This is a genomic window from Pseudostreptobacillus hongkongensis, from assembly GCF_001559795.1.
GTDB lineage: Bacteria > Fusobacteriota > Fusobacteriia > Fusobacteriales > Leptotrichiaceae > Pseudostreptobacillus > Pseudostreptobacillus hongkongensis.
Map to the genome: position 1 here is coordinate 1 of NZ_LOHY01000057.1, position 22,144 is coordinate 22,144.

A 22,144-nucleotide genomic window follows, 5' to 3' on the forward strand; every position below is an offset into this window, starting at 1 on the left:
CGTGGACAATATTTATATTATCATAAATATACTTTTTATGTCAATACCTTTTTTTGTTTTTTTTTGAAAAATTTTTCCCAGTTATTCAAAAAGCACCTAAATTGGTGCTTCTTGATAATATATTTTTTTTATTAATTTGAAGCTTTAACTGGTAATGGTGTTACAAATTGTGTATCATAGATTGCTTTTGAATCATCAATAAATACATTTGCATATTTAATACCTTTATTAATAGGTACTACAATATATCTAAACATTAATGGTACTTCTACAGCTTGTGAAACAAAGTATTCTTCCCATTTCTTGTATGCTTCTGCTTTATAATTAGGATCACTTATTCCTTTAGGATCTGATATTGCATTCATTAATCTTTCATTTTCATCATTTGCATAACGAGTCATATTGAACTCAACATATTTACTCTTACTTTGAGCTGGATCAAGTGAACTTCCTACACCCCATGCAGCCATATACATATCTATATCATCATCATTTGCTTGTATTTTATCATAGAATAAGTTGAAGTCTAATAATCTTCCATTAGTTAATTCAACATCTACTCCAATTTCTTTCCAATTTTGTAGCATTTGTTGTGCTATAGGTTCTGCAACCTCACTACCATTCATAGTTGTAAAGTGAAGTTTTAGATTTTTACCATCTTTATCTACTATTCCATCACCATCAGTATCTTTATATCCTGCTTCTGCTAGTAATTGTTTAGCTTTTTCAGGATTATATGGGTATCCTTCAAGAGATGAATTATAGTATTTTTTAAATACAGGAGGTGTAACTCCATTTGCTCTTTGTCTTATACCACCATAGAATGCTTGAGCAATTTCATCAACATTTAAAGCATATGCCATAGCTTGTCTAACTTTCACATCTTGAAGAGGAGTTTTTCTATCTTGTATACTCACACCTTTTTCTTTATCATAATGTCCTAAGTTAAATCCTAAATATTGATAGTATAAATCAGGTCTACCAATTAAACTTAAGTTATCAAAGTCTTTGAATTTTTCATAAAGAGATTGATCTAATTCTAAATAAACATGGAATTCTCCATTTTTCATTGCTGTTGCTTGTAATTGAGTTCCTAATGTTTTTATAACTACCTTATCTAGTTTTGGTTTACCTAAGTAATAGTTTTCATTAGGCACTAATTCTACTGATTCTCCTGGTACTATACTTTTAACCACAAATCTCCCATTTGATATAGGGTTTTTTCTAACCTTATCTGAACTTGCTAAATCTTTAATAGCCACATCAGATAAATAGTGTTTTGGTAATATTGATCCACCTGAAGTTAGAGCTCCTCCACCAGTAATTAATTTTGGACTTAGCTCACTAACATGTATTTTTAACTCAGTATCACTAACTTTTTCAAATCCTGATATAGTTTTAGCTTTTCCTTCATGATATTCTTTCATACCTATAATAGTTCCATGATCTTCTGGACTATATCTAACTCCTGTATAATCAGGTGAACCTAGTACTTCATATGTATAAATAAAATCGTCAACACCTAAAGGAGCTCCATCTGACCATTTAAGACCTTCTCTAAATTTAATATTAATAGTTTTATTTTTTTCATCTAATGTAACTGTCGCCATTCCACCTTCTTTACCAACAATTTCAAAATCATCATTTTTCCAGAATATTTCTTCATTGAAATAATTCATAATATCTCCATCTGGTGCTTCTTGATAATGTAGTGGTGAAAAAATACCTTTAAATGGTGAATTAGTAACTAATGCAACTTTTAATTCCCCACCTTCAATTGCTTTTTGATCACTTGTATATTCCATAGGGAAATTTAAACTTGTCGTTTCTCCACCTTTTTCTGATCTTGATTTACCTGGTCCACAAGAAATCAACATTCCTAATACTCCTAGCATTATGCTAGCTTTCATAAATTTATTCATAATATCCTCCTGAGTTTTATTTAATTTCTATTTTGATTTATTTTACTACATTTCAAGTATTATTTCAAATATATTTTTTTAATGTTAATCATTAATTTTATATATAATTAATCTTTTTATATGATTATAGTATAATTAAATTAAAAAAAATCGTATAATAAATATAAATGATATATAAACATATTATAGTTTTAATAATTATTATAAATTTGATTTACAATAATATTATTATGTAAATAAAAAATTAGGACTTTACGACCTAATTTTAATTTTATTTAAAATTCATATATGACATGTCTGTAATATTTCCTATAGGATGATTTACAACATTTTTAACTTTTTTACTTATATATTGATTTTCTATAGAAAAATATAGAGGTGAAACAACCATATTTTCTAAAACTAATTTTTCTGCTTGTTGTATTTTAGATTTTGAATTCAATATATCTTTGTTTGCCTCATTTAATAAATTTTGAAATTCTTTTTGATTAAATACTTTAACATCTTTTTTCTTATATGTAAATCTATCAAGTATAGATATAGGATTATCGTATTTAGGTGACCAAGTATTTAATGCTATATCATATTTTAACTCTTTAATATTTGCTAATCTATCCTTGTATGGTACAACTTTTACACTAAATTCTAATCCTAAATTCTCTTTAATTTGAGATTGTATATATTGAACTTCTTTAACTTCTACAGGAGTATTTCCTGCTAATATTTCAAGTTTTATATCATTTGTATTAAGTTCTTTTTTTGCAATATCTAATTCTGATTTAGCCTTATTTACATCTATATCAGATATAGTATAACTAGGTTCATAATTAAATATATCTGATATTAAATTAAGTGCTTTTTTTGAACCATCTTTTTTAATTTTATCTACATACTTTTGTCTATCAATACTTAATGATAATGCATTTCTTAAATGTACATTATTTAAAACGTTGTCTCCAAATACATTAAAGTCTAAATACCAAATACGTCCATTATAGTAACTATTAATATTACCATCTAATAATTCAGAATCAACTCTAGATATATCTATGCTTCCATTTTTTATTAAGTTGTTTATAGTTGAAAAATCACTAAAGTATACATATTTAAACTTCTCTAATTTAACTTCATTAGATCTCCAATAATTAGTATTTTTAACTAATTTAATTTCTTGATCTCCTAAATTTTCTATATAAAATGCTCCTGTATACTTACCTTTAATATTAGGTGAAGTAAAAGGTAATGTCATTAAATATGTAAAGTATGGTACATCTTCTTTAAGTTCTATTATAAGTTTTCCATCTTCTATATATACTCCTAATTCCTTTTCATCAACCTTACCTTCATAGTATTCTTTCCCGTTTTTTATAACAAAAAGCATATTAGAATATTGTGATAAATATTCCTTATTTAAAGTTTCTAAAAATGCATTTCTAATATCTACTAATTCGATATTACTTCCATCAGAATACTTTAACCCTTCTCTTATATCAAATATATATTTATTGCCTTCTTTAGCATAAGAACTTGCAAGTCCTCCTACTATTTCATTTTTATCATCTAATCTAAGTAATCCTTCATAAATAGTACTTGCTACTTGTAATGAAATCGTATCACTTGATTTATTTGGCGCTATACTTTTAGGCGCACTGTATATATTAAAAACTAATTCATTATTTTGTTCATTTTTACAAGAAAAAAATGTAACTAATATTAAAAATATAACTAAAAACTTCTTCACTTTATCTTATCAATCCTTTTTTTATTTCTTCTATTTTATCTAATTTTTCCCAAGGAAGCTCTATATCTTTTCTTCCAATATGACCAAATGCAGCTAAATCTTGATATCTGAAATTTGGTTTTCTTAGTGATAAAGATTTTTCTATTCCTCTAGGTGTTAAATCAAATATTTCTTTTACAACATTTGCTATTTCTTCATTAGAGTAACTTGAAGTTCCAAATGTTTCAACTAAAATTGATGTTGGTTCTATTACACCTATAGCATAAGATAATTGAACCTCACATTTATCAGCAATACCTGATCCAACAATATTTTTTGCTATCCATCTAGCAGCATATGCAGCTGATCTATCAACTTTTGATGGATCTTTACCTGAAAAGGCTCCTCCACCATGTCTAAAGTAACCACCATATGTATCAACTATTATTTTTCTACCTGTAAGTCCAGTATCTCCATGTGGACCCCCTATAACAAATCTTCCTGTAGGGTTAATGTAGAAATTCTTAACTTCCGAAATATCTCTTCCATATTCCTTTAAAGCTGGTGCTATAACTAACTCTTTTACTTGTTTTTTTATCTCATCTAAAGTAATTTCTTCATCATGTTGAACAGATAAAACTATAGAATCTATTCCAACTATATTATTATTATCATCATACTCTAAAGTTACTTGAGCTTTTGCATCAGGTCTAGCCCATGGAAGTACTTTATTTCTAGTAAGTTCTGTTAATTTAACTATTATTGATCTAGAAAGAACTAATGCAAGTGGCATAAGTTCTGGTGTTTCTTTAACTGCTCCACCAAACATAATACCTTGATCTCCAGCTCCACCTATATCAACACCTTGTGATATATCTGGAGATTGAGAATGTATCATATTAATAACTCCACAATCATAATCAAATCCAAGTCCAGGAACATATCCAATTTCTTTAATTTTATTTCTAACCAAACTTTGTATATCTACATAAGTTTTCGTAGTTATTTCTCCTCCTACTAATACAAATCCAGTTGTTGCAAATGTTTCACATGCAACACGAGATTCTGGATCTTCACTTAAACAAGCATCTAAAACAGCATCAGATATTTGATCACAAATTTTATCTGGATGTCCTGGCGAAACAAATTCAGAAGTAAAATAAAACTTTGACATAATCATACTCTCCTTTCTTTTATTTTATATATACTCTACCTTCTAATGATTGAACTAAAGTAGCACTATCAGAATATTCTATATTACCCCCTATAGGTATTCCACTTGCTATCCTACTAATTTTAACATTTTTATCCGATAATAATTTAGTTAAATATAGTATTGTAGTTTCTCCTTCAAGATCTGGATTTAAGGCTAGTATTACTTCATTTACTCCTTTATCTACTCTTGAAAGTAATTCTTTAATATTTAGATCTTCAACACCTATTCCATTTAAAGGAGAAATTCTTCCTCCTAAAACATGATATAGCCCGTTAAATGAACTAGTCTTATTAAATGCATATATATCTCTTGTATCTTCTACTACGCATATAACAGTTTGATCTCTTTTTTCATCACTACATATATTACATATTTCATTATCAGTTAAATTAAAACAAATCTTACAAGGTTTAATATTTTCATAACTATCTTTTATGGTATTTAAAATGTACGATATTTCTTCTTCATCTTTTGTTAATATATCAAATGCAATTCTTGTTGCATTCTTTTTTCCTATCCCTTTTAAATTAGATAAAACTTTTATCAATTCATCTATTTTTTCCATAAAAACCTTTCTTAACAAGAAAGAGAACTGCAGAGCAGTTCCCTTCTATACTTAATATCTTTTTAAGATTAAACTATTCTTGCAACTTTGAAAGTGTTAGTTGTTCCTGTTTCAGAAACTCCTGTAACAAGTACTACTAAATCACCTTTTTTGAATCCTGTGTATGCTTCATCTTCAGTTGTTGCAGCATTTGAAGCAGCAATTTCTAATGCTTTATTAAAGAAATGATCAGCATTATCAAGATCTGTAGCAACTATTGATCTTACACCTCTTACTAATGCTAATTGTCTTGCAGTAACTTCACTATCAGTTAATGCTATAATTGGCATTGATGGGTTGTATTTTCTAATCATTTTAGCTGCACGTCCTGTTTTTGTCCAACAAACTATTAATTTAGCGTTTAAGTTTTCAGCAGCTTCTACTGATCCTTTTGAAATTGCTTCTGTAATAGTTACATCATGTGTATAATAAATTTTTGGTACTCCATATTCATCTGTTTTAGCTGAAATTGTAGCCATAGTTCTTACTGCTTCTACAGGATATTTACCATTTGCAGATTCTCCTGATAACATAACAGCATCAGTACCATCTAAGATTGCATTAGCAACATCTCCTGCTTCTGCTCTTGTAGGTCTTGGATTTTTTTGCATTGAATCTAACATTTGTGTAGCAGTAATTACTGGTTTACCAACTGCATTACATTTTCTTATCATCATTTTTTGAGCAAATGGAACTTCTTCAACTGGAATTTCTACCCCTAAGTCTCCTCTTGCTACCATTATACCATCTGATAATTCTAATATTTCATCAAAGTTATCTATTCCTTCTTGATTTTCTATCTTAGAAATTATTTTAATGTGTTCTCCACCATTTTCATCTAATACTCTTCTTACTTCAGCAACATCAGATGCTTTTCTTATAAATGAAGCAGCTATATAGTCAACTCCAACTTCACATCCGAATTTTAAATCGTTCTTATCTTTTTCAGCTAAAGCTGGTAATGAAACTGATACTCCTGGTAAGTTAACACCTTTCTTTTGTCCTAATTGACCAGAGTTTTTAACTTTACAGAAAATTTCATTTCCTTTAATTTCTTTAACTTCTAATCCTATTAATCCATCATCTAATAATATTGTATCCCCAGGTTTTAAATCTTTAGTCATATTAGGGTATGAAACTGATATTTTTTCAGGAGTTCCAAGGAATGAATAATCAGTTGTAATAACAAAATCTTGTCCTTCAACTAAATCATATTTAACGTCACCTTGTGCATGTGATCCTGTTCTTATTTCTGGTCCTTTAGTATCTAATAAAATAGCTACAAATTTCCCAGTTTCTTGAGATATTTCTCTTATTGTTTTAATTCTTGCTCCATGTTCTTCAAAATCTCCATGTGAGAAATTAAGTCTCATTACGTTCATACCATTTAATACTAACTCTTTTAAAACTTCTTTTTTTTCACTTTTAGGTCCTATAGTACATACTACCTTTGTCATTTTAATTTTCATTTATATACCTCCTATATTTTTTAAACTGATAACATCATAGCTACATCATAATCTTCTTGAGATTTTTTATGGTAATTTTCCCACGCATATGATAATTTATGAGTAACTATATTTGAACTTTGAACTCCAACCATTAATCCTGATTGTCCTTCTTCTAATAATTCTACTGCTTTAACTCCAAGTTTTGTAGCTAATAATCTGTCTGCAGCCGTTGGACTTCCACCTCTTTGAATATGTCCTAAAACAACAACTTTTGGTTCTAATTCAGGCATTCTTTCTTTAAGGTCTTGAGCAATAGTTTCTTTACCTTTCCATCCTTCAGACATTATTATTACATCATAGAATTTATTTTCTGCTCTTCTTTTTTTAATTATCTTAATTATATCATCAACTGTTGATTCTACTTCTGGTATTAAAATACCATTTGCTCCACATGCTATACCTGCATTTAAAGCTATATCTCCACAGTTTCTTCCCATAACTTCAATTATGAATGTTCTATCATGTGATTTAGCTGTATCTCTAATTTGATTAAATGATTCAAGTACTATATTAAGTGCTGTATCATAACCTATAGTATAATCAGTTCCAGCTATATCGTTATCTATAGTTCCTGGTATACCAACTGTCTTAATACCATGTTCTTCATATAAGTAATGAGCTCCATGGAATGAACCGTCTCCACCTATAACAACTAAACCTTCTATTCCAAATTCTTTTAATATATTTGCTGCTTTTGTTCTAACTTCAGGATCTTTAAATTCAGGTAATCTCGCTGATAGTAACATAGTTCCACCTTTTCCTGCAAGACCAGCTACATCAAGAGAATTCATTTTAAATATATCTTTATCTAAAATCCCTTTATATCCTCTTCTAATTCCATAAACTTCCATACCCTTAGACATGGCAGTTTTAGCAACAACTCTTATGGCAGCATTCATCCCTTGTGAATCTCCACCACTAGTTAGGATCGCTATTTTTTTCATTTCATCCTCCCAATTTAAATCCATATATTTACTTTGATATTTTAACATTATTTATTGTATATTTCAAGTAATTTTTTTATTTAGTGATTTTTATGAAAGCGTTTTCATAAATAATACTGATTAATTTTTTTATTTATTACTTCATTTTATTTTTTCTCAAAACCTAATTCAACTGAATTACTTTAAATTATTTTTTCTTTATTAAAATTTTCTATAAATTTTGTTTTTATATATTATCTGTTTTTTTACAATCTATAAAGTCTTTTCCAGAACTATATCTACACCTATTCCAAAGAAACTTTACTTTAACTATTAAGTATTACAGTCCATATTTTATATTCTCCTTATATTTTTTAATTTAAAAGACACAGTATTAACTACTGTGCCATCCCTTCTAAGTCTTTGAATTTTTCAGGTATCTTAGAGTCTTAAAATGTGAATTCAAATTCTTCATCTAATGACTCACTATCAGCGTCTATTTTAGCTAATATCATAGTATTAAAGTTACAACCAATTAATATTGTTTGTTGCTTTCCTACTACTGCTGAAGTATAGTCATTTTCTACTGCTATATAAAAATAGGATAAGTTATTTTTTATCTTATCCTATTTACTTTAAGTAAATTATTTAAAACATTACCAAACGTATTCAACGTTTAATTTACCTTTTCCTTCAACATTTCTTAAACCTTTACTGCTTCCTTCTAATGCAATTCCAAATTTAGCACTAACTTCAGGTTTGAATGTTACTTTACCATATTTAATTGTAACATTAACACTTGGTGTAACATCTAAGATATGTTTAGTTCCATATGTAGTGAATCTTGCTTTTTCTTTATCTATATCTCTTTGTTTTTTAGCAATATAGTCAACTACAGTTTTTTCTTTTGAAGTTTCAAAGTTATCTTTAACTAATCTATTCATTCCTTCTTTATTTCTTTCAAATTCAGTTTTTGATAAGTTATATAGATAATCTGTATCAAGTCCTGCTCCTATAGAGTAATTAGAATTTATAGCATATCCTACATTAGTTTTTAATTCAACTTCACCTTTATGTTCTTTAGTTAAATCTCCTTCAAATGGTTTAACAAAGCTTCCATAGTATCTTCCTAATAATTCGGCACTTGTTGACCATGCTTCTTTTGTATATCCTAATTTAAATGCAAGTTCAGAACCTACATATGAATTTTGTTTAGCCTTATTTTCAAAAGCAAATTTATCATCTTTACGTAATACCAATTTATCATATAGTCCAAATTCACCAAAGTTATCAAATCTAGTAGTTAAATCAAATTCTCCTAATTTTTGTTGGTAACTATTATTAAATACTACATCAACAAATTGGTTAACTTTAGGAAGTAAAGAATTTCCTGGATCTACATCTAATCTATAACGTACATCTAATACATTATTTAAATTTGATGAAGCATAATTAACTCCAAGTCCTGTAACTAATTGATTTTTAACTTTAGACATTCCATATTTATTATTTTTAGCTTTAATTTCACCAAATTTAATAGCAAACTTGTCATCTAAAACTCCATTTACTTTAAATCCATTATTAAATCTATATTCTAATTTATTTTTTGTTTCAAATTCGTTGTATAAGTCTTTAACTACTACTGCTTCTTCTGGTTTAAAGTAGTTTGGTTTTCTACTTGTTTTACCTTGTGCTTTTAATAAGTATGTAGCATTTTTATTCTTAGTAAATGCAGTCCAGTTAGAATTTTCATATTTAACATCAAATACTACAGATGGTGCATGTAATAATAATCCTACATTTTCTTTGTATATGATTTTTGATTTACTATCAGTAATACTCTTACCTTCTTTAAGAGGTATATTACTTACTTCCGTGTTATAATTTAATCCAAGTTTTACTTCAAGATATTTAACACCAGTATATTTAAATTCATTTTCTACTCCTACTTTGTATGCTCTTTCACTTAAAGCATTAGAATTTGAAGGTGTTTTTTCAAGTACTGTATATAGATCAAATAATGGTTTAGTAGATACGCTAAATCCGTTACTTTCTACACCTAATTTAACATTTCCTTTTAATCTTCCACCATATTTGAAGTTATTTTCTATACTACTATCATCAAATAATTTAGTTTCAACATCAGTAACTTTAACTAAACCTTTAACATCTCCTATTGTATGATCTAATTCACCTGATACATTAAATATTCCTAATTGTGTTCCAGCTTTAACAAAATTTTCAACTCTGTTGTATAAAACAGGTCTGCTTGTTAAAGATGTTCCATCTTGTTTTAAAGTTTCTCTATTTTTTAAGTTATATATACTTCCTAATGAATAATTAAAGTTATCTGCTTTTCCATTTACTATAGCTGATAATAATAATTTATCATTTGAATTTATTGTATATTTATCAGTTCCTACATTTTCTTCTTTTTCAGTTTCAAATACATATCCATTTTCTTTATAGAAATCTAATTTATCTTGTTCTTTATAATCTTGTTCTAATTCTTTTCTTTTTGCATCGCTCCATACATTTCTTGCACTTAAGCTGTTTTTAAATGCTTCTTCAACTGCTAAATAATCTTTATCTTGATCAGCATATATTGCATTTAAAATTAAATTTGAGTTATTTCCTATTTTAGTGTCTACTCTAGCTCCTATATATGCTTGGTTTTTATCTTTATATTTTAATCCAGTAAATAAAGTTACATCTTTATTTTCATCTAAATATAATCCTAAATCTAATTGTCCTTTTAAAGGTACTTTAGCTTTACCTAATTGTACATTTCCAGCACTATCTTTAGTAACTTCATTTTCAGTTTTTACTTCTCCATCAAATTTTAAATACCCTGTTACATTTGAGAATGAAACTGCAGTATTTAGTGCCAATAATCCTAAAATATATTTTTTCATACTTTTCCTCCCTAACTATTTCCAAGTATATTTTATCAACATTTTTTATCATTGTCAACTTTTTTATTAATTTTAGTCAAATCAGCTATTTTGTATATACAAAAATATATTTTTGCAAATAAAAAGACCTCATTTCTGAGGTCTAATCATATATATTACCACATATATTCTACGTTTAATTTACCTTTTCCTTCAATATTAGTTAATCTAAATGAATTAGTATCAGATTTTAATCCAAATCCAAATTTAGCACTAACTTCAGGTTTAACTGTTACTTTACCATATTTAAATTCAGCATTTACTTTAGGCATTACATCTAATATATGTAAGTTGCTATCTTCTAATCTTTTTATTTCTCCAAGCATATCTTTTGCTTTAGCGAAGATATAATCATCTACTGATTTTTCTACTGAAGTTTTGAAGTTATCTTTCATTAATCTGTTGATTCCTTCTTCAGCTCTATCAAACATAGTATTTGATAAACCATAAGAATAAACATTGTCTAATTCAAATCCAACTTTGTGGTTAGCATCAATTGAATATCCTAATCCAGTTTTTAATTGAGCTGCTGCCATATGACTTAAATCTGTATCTGTATCTTTAGCTGCTTCGTATAGTAAACCATATTTACCATTTAATTCAGCACTTGCCATCCATTGATCTTTAGCATATTCAGCTTTAACTCCTGCTTTTGCTCCAAAGAATCCAGTGTAATCTTTTGCAGAATCAACATACATTTTGTTGAATGCATTTAATGTTCCAGTTAATGTAACATCTTTATTTAACATAGTTTTAGCTTCATTTCTAGTGTTTGCTAATACTTCATGTTCAAACTCTGGAACATATTTAGTTTCAGCTTCAACAAATGTGTTGTTAGCTGATAAAGAATAACGAGCATTTAATTCAGATTTAACCATAGAATTTTCATATCCTAATCCAAATCCTGTTAATAAAGTATTGTAATAGTCAGTAATTTGTTTATCTCCAGTTAAGTAGAAATCATTTACTAATTTATAGTTTGCAACTGCATTTCCTTTAAAGTTATTAGTGAATTTGTATTCTACAGTATTCTTAGTTTCAAATTCATTAGATAAAATAGCAGGTAATACTTTACTATTATCTGTAGTATCAACTGGGTCACCAAAGTATTGTCCAACAAATAAAGTATCTTTATTTTCAGTTGAAGCTAATAATTTTCCATCATTATATTTAACATCTAATTTAGCATTAGGTAAATGTAACATTTCTCCTGCATTTCCAGTTTGTTTAATGTTATCTGATGTTACTTCTGTTTTTTCAGTTGTAGCAGGTTTGTTTAATACTTCTGCATCATAATTTAATTGACCTTTAATTTCAATATTTTTGATTCCAGTATATTTAACTTCATTTTCTAATCCAGCTTTTAATGCTCTAGTACTTGAAACACCTTTATCTTGACCTTCTGTTATTTCTAATACTGTACCTAAATCAAAATGAGGTTTAGTATGCATGTATAATCCATCAACTAATTTATCTGTTGATAATTTAACATCTCCTTTTAATCTTCCAGCATATTTTAAGTTTCCAGCTGCATCACTTTCTTTTAATAAGTTACGTCCATTTTCAGCAATAGTAAATCCTTTTTGGTGTCCTAATAAGTGTTCTAAATTAGCTTCTAATTTAACTTTACCTAATTCTTTTTCAGCTTTAGCTATAGAATCTAATCTTGAATTTCCTTCAGCATCTAAGTTATAGAAAGTACCTAAAGTATATTTACCAGTTTCATAGTTACCATTTAATAATGCAGATAAGAATAATCTATCATTTTCTCCGTAAACATATCCATTTTCTTTATAGAATTTTTCTCTATCTTCTAATTTATAATCTTGTTCTAATTCTTTTCTTTTTTCTGCAGTCCATAATCCATTAGCAGATAAGTGTTCTTTAACTGCATTTTCAACAGCTTTATAATCTTTATCTCTGTTTGAAGCTACTGCATTTAAAGTTAATGTTTCGTGTTCAGAAACTTTAGTGTTTAATCTAACTCCTGCGTATGCTTTTGCACCTTTAAATTTGTCTTGTCCTTCACCACTTAGTTGAACTCCAGTAAATACAAATGAATCTTTCTTTTCATCTAAGAAGAACCCTAAGTCTAATTTAGTCTTTAAAGGGAATTTAGCTCCTTCTAATTTTAATTTATTGTTATCAGTTGTTACAGTATCTGTTGCCTTAACTTCAGACTCAGATTTTAAGTAACCACTTACATTAGCAAATGAACCAACTGAAGTCAATGCTAAAACTCCTAATAATACTTTTTTCATTTTATATCCTCCTAATATTGTTATATAATTTTCTATCATAATTTTACTACCTATTTAATAATTTGTCAACACATTTCTTTTACTATTTACAATATTATTAAAAATAATTAATTTAATCTCTCAAATACCTTCTAGTCGTATTACTATAACTATTTTTTTCAAATTCTAAGTATTTTTCAAAGTCTACACCTAGTTTATTATACTTTTCTATCACTTCGTTTTGACTATACTCTTCTAGAGTTACATCAAATTTAATTTTGTTTATAACATCTTTATTTACTTTAATTTCTTCACCTGATTCTTTTACTTTATTTTCTGCAAAATCTATAACTTCTTTTAATGCTATTTCAGATTCCGGTATATCTAAAATATGAAAGACATGTACAAGACCATCAAATACATGTAAATTAACATCCACATTATACCTTTTTAACATTTCATACATTTTAATAGAATCATCCTCAAGTATTTCATAACCACCAACATGTATTAATGTTGATGGGAATTTACTCATATTATCTGCATAGATAGGTGAAGCATATCTATTTTTTAAATCTTTAAGTGCGGCGAAATATGGTAGATTATTTTGAAATTTAGGTGGATTATCTGATCCTTCTGCTACACCAAACAGAACATCTTTTCTTAAATTTCTTTCTCTACTTTTAACGCTATCACTTGCATCAAGATAAGGTGAAAGCATTACCACTGCTTGAGGTGTTGGTAATTCATTATCCACTAAATATACTGTAGTTGATGCAACTATATTTCCTCCAGAACTATCACCAAAAAACACTATTTTATTAGGTGAATATCCTAATTTTAAAGCTAATTTATATGCATTTATATAGTCCATATTTTGTACTGGGAATCTTCTATTTACTCCCATTTTGTAATCTACCATTATAAAGTCAAAATCTAGATCTCTAAATAAATTATTAAAATATTCTCTTCTATCAACTCTATATGGTGTAACAAATGCAGCACCATTTGCAATTATCATCAATTTTTTCTCTTTAGAGCCTTTTTTTCTAAAAAGTTCTATACGAGTTCCATCTTCTTCATAAACCCTCATCTTAAAATCTTTTGATATATATTCTGGTAATTCAAGACCTATAGATGAGAAAAAAGCATAAAATATATCTCTATTAATTCTACTTGAAAAATTTAGCATAACATTTGATAAAGTCTTTATTTCTTTTGATCTTTTTTTTGGAAGTTCTATACTTCTGCAAGAAAAAATTATAGGGAGTAATAATAATGTAAAATATTTCTTACTTAGCATTTAATTTAACTATCTCCACTATTAATTCTTTTGCTTTTTGCATATCATCTAAACAAGAAAACTCAAATTCTCCATGGAAATTTTCTCCTCCAACAAATATATTAGGAGTAGGTAGGCCCATAAATGATATTTTAGAACCATCTGTTCCACCTCTAATAGGAATTATTTTTGGTGTTATATCTAAATTATTCATAGCTTTTTCTGCAATTTCCACTACATACATTTTATCCTTTATTATATCCCCCATGTTATAATATTGATCAAACATATCATATTTTAATATATTTCCATATTTTTCATTAATCTTATTAGCACATTCTACACAAAATGCTTTTCTTTCTTCAAATTTTTTCTTATCAAAATCTCTAATTATATATATTAATTCTGCTTTTTCTATTCTAGCTTCCATATTATGTAATAAATAGAATCCTTCATATCCTGAAGTTCTTTCTGGAACTTCATTTACTGGAAACATACTAGCAAGTTCTGCTGCTACAGTATTTGCATTTATCATTTTATCTTTAGCTGTTCCTGGATGTACACTTACACCTGTTATTTCATATTTTATTTGAGCTGCATTAAAACTTTCATATTGAAGCTCTCCTATTTCTCCACCATCCATAGTATATGCATAATCTGCTCCAAATTCTTTAACATTAAATTTGTCAGCTCCTCTTCCTATTTCTTCATCCGGACCAAATGCAACCTTTACTTCTCCATGTGGTATTTCAGGATGTTCTATTAAATATTTCATAGCTTCAACTATTTCTACTATACCTGCTTTATCATCTGCTCCAAGTAATGTAGTTCCATCAGTTGTAATTAAAGTTTTACCTACATAATTTTTTAAATTAGGAAATTCAGATACCCTCATAACTTTGTCAAGTTCCTTATTTAAAACAATATCTTTACCATCATAGTTTTCTATAACATTAGGTTTAACATTTCTAGCTTCAAAATCAGCAGTATCCATATGAGAGATAAAGCCAACAACTGGAACCTTTTTATCAATATTTGAAGGAAGAGTTCCATTTACAAAACAAAACTCATTTATATAGACATTTTCCAATCCTATATTTCTCAAATCATCTGCAAGCATTTTCGCAAATTCATACTGAACAGGTGTTGATGGAATAGTCATAGATCTTTCATCTGACCTAGTTTCAAACTTCACATACTTTTTAAATCTTTCTAACATAAGTACTCCTTAATCTTCATTTAAATATTTTCTATAAGAATTATCAAAATTTTGTTTTTCAAACCAAATATAGTTTTCTATATCTATGCCTAGCTTTTTAAACTTTTTAAGATATTCTTCATCAGGTAAATTTTCAACATTTACATCAAATCTAATTTTTTTTATTACATCATTACTAACTACATATCCTTTTTCATTATTATCTAATACATTAGATATATATTCTTTAACATCTTTAATAGCTTTTTTAGATTCCGGTATATTTAACATCTGAAATACATGCATCATACCTTGGTATATATCAAGCCTTACATTAACTCCATATTTTTTCAAGTTATCACTCATAACTACAGAATCATCTTCTAATATTTCATGATCTCCAACTTGTATAAATACATTAGGAAATGTATATAAATTATCAGCAAAAACTGGTGAAACATATCTATTTTTCAAATCTTTAACACTAGCAAAATACGGTATAATACTTTGAAACTTAGCAGGTGTTTTAACACCTGGAGGCATACCAAAGAACACATCTTTATTTAAATTTCTAGATCTACTATCTAAGGTAGAGCTTGCATCTAAATAAGGAGATAATAAAACCAAAGCTTTAGGTTTAGGTAAATTATTATCAACTAAATATACTATAGAACTAGTAACTATATTACCTCCTGAACTATCTCCAATAAAAACTGTTTTATTAGGAGAATATCCTAGCTTAAGAGCAAATCTATATCCATTTAAAAATTCTTTATTCTGTTCTGGGAATCTTCTTTGATATCCCATTTTATAATCTACAATTAATACATTAAAATCTAAATCTTTAAATATTTCCAGAAAAAAATCTCTTCTTCCAGTTCTATAAGGTGCAATAAAAGCACCTCCATTTGCTACTATTATTAAATTATTAGTTTTTTTATTTTTAGTATACAATTCTAATCTTGTTCCATTTTCTTCAAAAACATTAAAACTATAATTATCTGAAATGAATTCTGAAAAATCTATACCTAACGATGAACTAATTGCATAAAATTTATCTCTGTCTATATTACCAGCAATTTTTGAAGAAATACTAGAATATACTTTTGATTCAACAGAAATATTTTCTGGTAAATCTAATTCAGGCATTTCTAATGCAGAACATGACAAAACACTTAATAACACACATAAATTAGCTATTTTTTTTACAAGTAATTTCAAATTTGACTCTCCTTAATTCTCTAACTACTATTATTATATCTTTTTTAAAGACATAATTCAAATATGTTTTAAAATAATTAGTCCTATTTTCATTATTTAATTTAAATTTTATTTTTTATCAAATAGATTAATATACAAAAATCTACTATTATTAAAGTAAGAAATAATAAAACATTACTTTCATTACATATTAATGACATATACGGTATTTTATACAGTATTTCAACCATATTATCAAAGCCCTCATAACTCTTTAGCACAAAATTATTTAATATATCTATACCTATAAAATTTAAAACTAAAGAAAAAGATATAAGCTGTATAATATAGCTTACCATAGGTAATATTATCATATTTGCAAAAAATGATAATAAAGGTATAGTTTTAGTATAATAATATATAAACGGTGTAATAAATATCTGTATTAGTATAGGTAAAATAATACTTTCATTTAATCTCACTTCATTAATAATAAAAAATATTACAAAAGTACTTAAAAATGAAAGTATAAAATCTAAATCAAATATACTATATACATTAACAGATAATACTATAATCAAAGTATATAAATATATTTCTTTCCTACTTATATTAAATCCCCAAAATTTTTTTAAAGTATTTATAGTATACATAAAATATACTCTTTTTATAGAGACTGTAAACCCTATGATTAATGAATAAAATGTAATTAATATAAACTCAATAATATCTTTATGTCTTTTATCTATACTAAATATATCTAATATTGTTTTTATAAACATTAAAAGTATAGATAAATGTAGTCCAGATATTGCAAAAATATGACTTATACCTAAATATCTATATTTCATTTTATCAGAAGAACTTAATCCACTTTTATCTCCTATAATAACCGATTTAATAAAAGCATTTAATTTTTCTTTTCTATAATTCTTATCTATAATATCTAGAATATAGTCTCTATATTTATTAAACATATTTTCCTTATAACCTAAAATATCCACATCTAAATTTTTATTTTTAATCTTATTTACCCTTACTATTAAATCATATTTACCAAACTTTAATTCCTTATCATTACTAATATATAATTTTTTTGATATATTTAATCTATTTATTTTTTCAACCACACCATAATCTTTATAAAAAGTAACTTTCATTGAATATATTTCACCTATTTTAATATCATCTATCATATATGTATTAAAAAATAGAGTATATAAAAATAAACAAAATATCCCAGCACAAATATATATTTTATTCATATCTAACCTCTATTATAGGTTTTTCTAGTGCATTAATAGAATTAAAAGACATTTCGCTTAACTTACCTTTATTATTCAAAGTAACTATAGTAAAAGGCTTATCTAAATTACAATTCTTAGTTATTTCTCTTTTAAATTCTTTCTTATCCTCCTTATTTTTACTCTCATATTCATAAATATCAGCAAGTAATAACTTTTCATCATCAAATTTAATATACTTATCATTAAAATTAAAATATATACTTTGATTTTTACACTCAATAAACTTAACTTTAAAAGTTGAAATTAACAATAAATTTTGTTTTTCTAATTTCTTTCTTTCTAATAAACTCACATATTTAGTATTAACTAAAATAGTTGTAGCCATAATAAATGATATGAATATTAATAACTCAATCAATGTGTTCCCCCTATTTTTCATATTGCCCCCAAAACTTAAATTTCTTTAATAAATTATACCTTTAATTTAAATAAAGTCAATATAAAAGGAACGAAAATTTCGTTCCTCTATACTTCTTCTGAATAATCTATTTTAGAAAGTTTGTAATAATAATTCCATCTTTCTTTTGCATTTTTTAAATTAAGTTCAAATAATTCATTTGCATGTTCAGGACTTGTTTTAAATAATGAACTAAATCTAGTTTCACTCATTAAGTAATCAAAATATTTATCCCAAACTGGTTTTCTACTATCTATCTGTAAAGGATTTTTACCCTTTTCAAGTCTTCTAGGATCGTATCTTAAAAGTGGCCAATATCCAACTTCTGTTGCAAGTTTTTCCTGATCTTGAGCAGCACCCATACCACCTTTAATACCATGTGCTATACATGGAGAATATGCTATTACTATAGCAGGCCCGTCAAATTCTTGTGCTTCTTTTAAAGCCTTAATAGTTTGATTTTGATTTGCTCCCATAGAAATTTTAGCAACATATATATCTCCATAGCTCATCATAAGTGCAGCTAAATCTTTTTTCTTCTTTCTTTTTCCGTTACTTGTAAATTTAGCAACTGATGCTATGGTAGATGCTGACGATGATTGTCCTCCTGTATTTGAATAAACTTCTGTATCAAGTACTAGCATTTTAATTTTATCTCCAGTACCAAGTACATGATCTAATCCACCAAATCCTATATCATATGCCCAACCATCTCCTCCTATTACCCAAACAGCTCTTTCAATGAAGTATGATTTAAGTTCTAGAAGCTCTTTAATTTCATCAATTTTTTCTTTTTCTTCTTCAAGTTTGATAAATAAATTTTCTTTCATAGATTGTATATGATTTGCATCATTTACATTTTCTAAATAATCATTTACTAAAGTTTTTAATTCATCATTAATTTCTTTCTCATTTAATTGAGTAAGTAATTCTATAACTCTAAATCTTAATTTTTCACTAGCCTGTAACATACCGTATCCGTACTCAGCACTATCTTCAAATAAAGAAGATGCCCAAGCAGGACCTTGACCTTTATCATTAGTTGTATATGGGGTAGAAGGTGCATAACCTCCATATATAGATGAGCACCCTGTTGAATTTGCTATCATCATTCTATCTCCATAAAGCTGTGTTAATAACTTTATGTATGGAGTTTCACCACAACCAGCACAAGCACCTGAAAACTCAAATAATGGTTTTACAAATTGTGATCCTTTTACAGTTTCTTTATTCATATACTCATCTTTATAACTTACATGATTATATAAATAATCAGCATTTTCTTTTTCACCCTTTTCTAGTTGTTCTTCTATAGGTCTCATTACAAGAGCCTTTGTTCGTGCAGGACAAACTTCAGCACAAGCATTACATCCTGTACAATCAAGTGGTGAAACCTGTATCCTATATCTTAACCTTTCAAGTCCTTTACCTATAGGATTTAATAAATCCATACCCTTAGGTATATTTTCTAATTCTTTTTCATCAAGAAGGAAAGGTCTAATAGCTGCATGAGGACAAACATATGAACATTGATTACATTGAATACAATGTTCTGGTCTCCATTCAGGTATAAATTTAGCAATAGCTCTTTTTTCATATTGAGCTTCTCCATTTTCAAATGTACCATCTTCAAATCCATCAAATATTGAAACAGGTAATTCATCACCACGAAGAGCTGTTATAGGTTCTGCAATTTTTGCCATAAACGAACTTCTATCTAAACTATTACCATAATCTAATGTTAAATATTCGTCTTCATCTACTAAAGTTTTCCACTTAGGATCAACTGGTATTTCAACTATAGCATTTTCAGCTATATCTATCAATTTATTATTTTTTTCTACTACATCTTCACCTTTTAGTCCATAATTTTTTAATACATGGGATTTCATTTCACGTTTTGCATCTTCATATTCTACTATATTTATTACTTTAAAAAAGGCTGCTTGCATTATAGTATTAGTCTTACTAATCATACCAGCTTCTATTGCTGCACGATTTGCATTTATAACAAAAAACTTAGCATTAGCAAAAGCAAGTTCTCTTTTAATCTTATTTGGAATACTATCTAATAATTTTTCACCCTCATATATACTATTTAATAAAAATATACCATTTTGTTTAAGTCCTTCAATAACTGGATATTTTTTTAAAAACGTTTGATTTGAACATGAAACAAAAGTCGGATTCTTTACTAAATAAGTAGATCTTATTGGATAATTACTAAATCTTAAATGTGATCTTGTAATTCCACCTGCTTTTTTAGAGTCATATGCAAAATACGCTTGAACATATTTATCAGTCAAATCTCCTATTATTTTAACTGAACTTTTATTTGCACTTACAGTACCATCTGAACCCAAACCATAAAAAAGGCAAGACATATCATCACTATTAGATAAGTCTGGATTTTCATATATAGGAAGTGATGTAAAAGTAACGTCATCAACTATACCTATAGTAAAATGATCTTTAGGTTGTTTAAGTACTAAATTATTAAATACTGCTATAATTTGTGAAGGATTTACATCTTTTGAAGATAAACCATATCTTCCTCCAACTATAGATATATCTGAATTTCTAGAATAAAGAACTGATTTAACATCAAGATATAGAGGTTCTCCATAAGACCCTGGTTCTTTAGTTCTATCAAGAACAGCAATTTTCTTAACAGTTTCAGGGATTTCGTTTATAAAGTCCTTAGCTGAAAAAGGTCTATATAGACTCACTTTTATCATCCCTACTTTTTGACCTCTTTTATTTAAAAAATCAACTGTTTCTTTTATAGTTTCACATACAGATCCCATTGCTATTATTATATTTCTAGCTTCAGGATGACCATAATATGTATATGGCTTATACTCTCTTCCTGTAAGTAAACTTATTTCTTTCATATAGTCTTTAACTATATCTATAGATTTTTCATAATATTTATTCTGTGCTTCTCTTGCTTGGAAATATATATCATCATTTTGTGCAGTTCCACGTGTTACAGGATTATCTGGATTTAATGAATTTTTTCTAAATTCATTTAATGCATCATAGTCTATTAATCTTTCAAGTTCATCATATTCTAACACTTCTATTTTTTGTATTTCATGTGATGTTCTAAAACCATCAAAAAAATGTAAAAAAGGAACTCTTGATTTAATTGCAGATAAATGAGCAACACCAGCAAGTTCCATTACTTCTTGTACTGAACTTGATGCAAGAAGGGCCCAACCTGTCATTCTTACTGCATAAATATCCTGATGATCTCCAAATATTGAAAGAGCATGCGTTGATAATGTTCTTGCAGCAACATGAATTACCCCTGGCAATAGTTCTCCTGATATCTTATACATATTAGGTATTTTTAAAAGTAAACCTTGTGAAGCTGTAAATGTTGTTGTTAAAGCTCCTGATTGTAAAGAACCATGAACAACCCCAGCTGCTCCAGCTTCTGATTGCATTTCTATAACTTTTGGTATGGTACCAAATATATTTTTTCTACCACGAGCTGACCAAATATCAGTATACTCTGCCATTGTTGTTGAGGGTGTAATTGGATAAATTGCTGCAATTTCAGTAAAAGCATATGCTATATGTGCTGCTGCTTCATTTCCGTCCATTACAAACTTTTTTCTTTTATTTTCCATCTTTCCTCCTCTATTTTTATTGGGGCAATTTC

At 27.3% G+C, this 22,144-nt stretch carries 15 protein-coding genes; all 15 read right to left on the bottom strand.

Going from position 1 to position 22,144, the window contains the following annotated elements; translation table 11 throughout:
- Window positions 1-131: 131 nt before the first annotated feature.
- Window positions 132-1,922, bottom strand: coding sequence for an oligopeptide ABC transporter substrate-binding protein (locus AYC59_RS01375; RefSeq protein ID WP_066894465.1), 1,791 nt, complete (start codon window positions 1,920-1,922; stop codon window positions 132-134).
- Between the two features lie 271 nt (window positions 1,923-2,193).
- The gene (locus tag AYC59_RS01380; protein ID WP_066894467.1) at window positions 2,194-3,663 is read right to left on the bottom strand and encodes a peptide ABC transporter substrate-binding protein; all 1,470 of its coding nucleotides are present in this window, start codon (window positions 3,661-3,663) and stop codon (window positions 2,194-2,196) included.
- Between the two features lies 1 nt (window position 3,664).
- Window positions 3,665-4,816, bottom strand: a complete 1,152-nt coding sequence (gene metK, locus AYC59_RS01385) for a methionine adenosyltransferase (protein ID WP_066894469.1) — start codon at window positions 4,814-4,816, stop codon at window positions 3,665-3,667.
- Between the two features lie 19 nt (window positions 4,817-4,835).
- Window positions 4,836-5,423 carry a recombination mediator RecR gene (recR, locus tag AYC59_RS01390; RefSeq protein WP_066894471.1) on the bottom strand — a complete coding sequence of 196 codons (588 nt, stop codon included), beginning with the start codon at window positions 5,421-5,423 and terminating at the stop codon, window positions 4,836-4,838.
- Between the two features lie 68 nt (window positions 5,424-5,491).
- Window positions 5,492-6,931, bottom strand: coding sequence for a pyruvate kinase PykF (gene pykF / locus AYC59_RS01395; RefSeq protein WP_211259992.1), 1,440 nt, complete (start codon window positions 6,929-6,931; stop codon window positions 5,492-5,494).
- A gap of 20 nt (window positions 6,932-6,951) precedes the next feature.
- Entirely contained in the window at window positions 6,952-7,917 is a 966-nt protein-coding gene (gene pfkA, locus AYC59_RS01400) for a 6-phosphofructokinase (protein ID WP_066894473.1), read from the bottom strand.
- Window positions 7,918-8,345: 428 nt separating this feature from the next.
- Window positions 8,346-8,516: a phage tail tube protein gene (locus AYC59_RS08255; RefSeq protein ID WP_082752617.1), complete on the bottom strand. Its 171-nt coding sequence runs from the start codon at window positions 8,514-8,516 to the stop codon at window positions 8,346-8,348.
- 36 nt (window positions 8,517-8,552) lie between these two features.
- Window positions 8,553-10,811 (bottom strand): hypothetical protein, encoded by a 2,259-nt coding sequence (locus AYC59_RS01405; protein ID WP_066894475.1) that lies wholly within the window; start codon window positions 10,809-10,811, stop codon window positions 8,553-8,555.
- Between the two features lie 155 nt (window positions 10,812-10,966).
- Window positions 10,967-13,111 carry a hypothetical protein gene (locus AYC59_RS01410; RefSeq protein WP_156445448.1) on the bottom strand — a complete coding sequence of 715 codons (2,145 nt, stop codon included), beginning with the start codon at window positions 13,109-13,111 and terminating at the stop codon, window positions 10,967-10,969.
- Between the two features lie 112 nt (window positions 13,112-13,223).
- On the bottom strand, window positions 13,224-14,393 hold the full coding sequence (locus tag AYC59_RS01415) for an alpha/beta hydrolase fold domain-containing protein (protein WP_066894479.1): 1,170 nt from the start codon (window positions 14,391-14,393) through the stop codon (window positions 13,224-13,226).
- Complete coding sequence (pepT, locus tag AYC59_RS01420; RefSeq protein WP_066894481.1) at window positions 14,383-15,591, bottom strand: peptidase T; 1,209 nt, start codon at window positions 15,589-15,591, stop codon at window positions 14,383-14,385. Before pepT ends, AYC59_RS01415 begins: the two co-directional genes overlap by 11 nt.
- A 9-nt stretch (window positions 15,592-15,600) precedes the next feature.
- Complete coding sequence (locus AYC59_RS01425; RefSeq protein WP_066894482.1) at window positions 15,601-16,791, bottom strand: alpha/beta hydrolase fold domain-containing protein; 1,191 nt, start codon at window positions 16,789-16,791, stop codon at window positions 15,601-15,603.
- A gap of 101 nt (window positions 16,792-16,892) precedes the next feature.
- A complete protein-coding gene (locus tag AYC59_RS01430) occupies window positions 16,893-18,035 on the bottom strand; it encodes a ComEC/Rec2 family competence protein (RefSeq protein WP_066894484.1) in 1,143 nt (380 codons plus the stop codon).
- Window positions 18,028-18,435 carry a hypothetical protein gene (locus AYC59_RS01435; RefSeq protein WP_066894486.1) on the bottom strand — a complete coding sequence of 136 codons (408 nt, stop codon included), beginning with the start codon at window positions 18,433-18,435 and terminating at the stop codon, window positions 18,028-18,030. The genes AYC59_RS01430 and AYC59_RS01435 overlap by 8 nt, the downstream gene beginning before the upstream one ends.
- 107 nt (window positions 18,436-18,542) lie before the next feature.
- Window positions 18,543-22,112: a pyruvate:ferredoxin (flavodoxin) oxidoreductase gene (gene nifJ, locus AYC59_RS01440; RefSeq protein ID WP_066894488.1), complete on the bottom strand. Its 3,570-nt coding sequence runs from the start codon at window positions 22,110-22,112 to the stop codon at window positions 18,543-18,545.
- Between the last annotated feature and the right edge of the window lie 32 nt (window positions 22,113-22,144).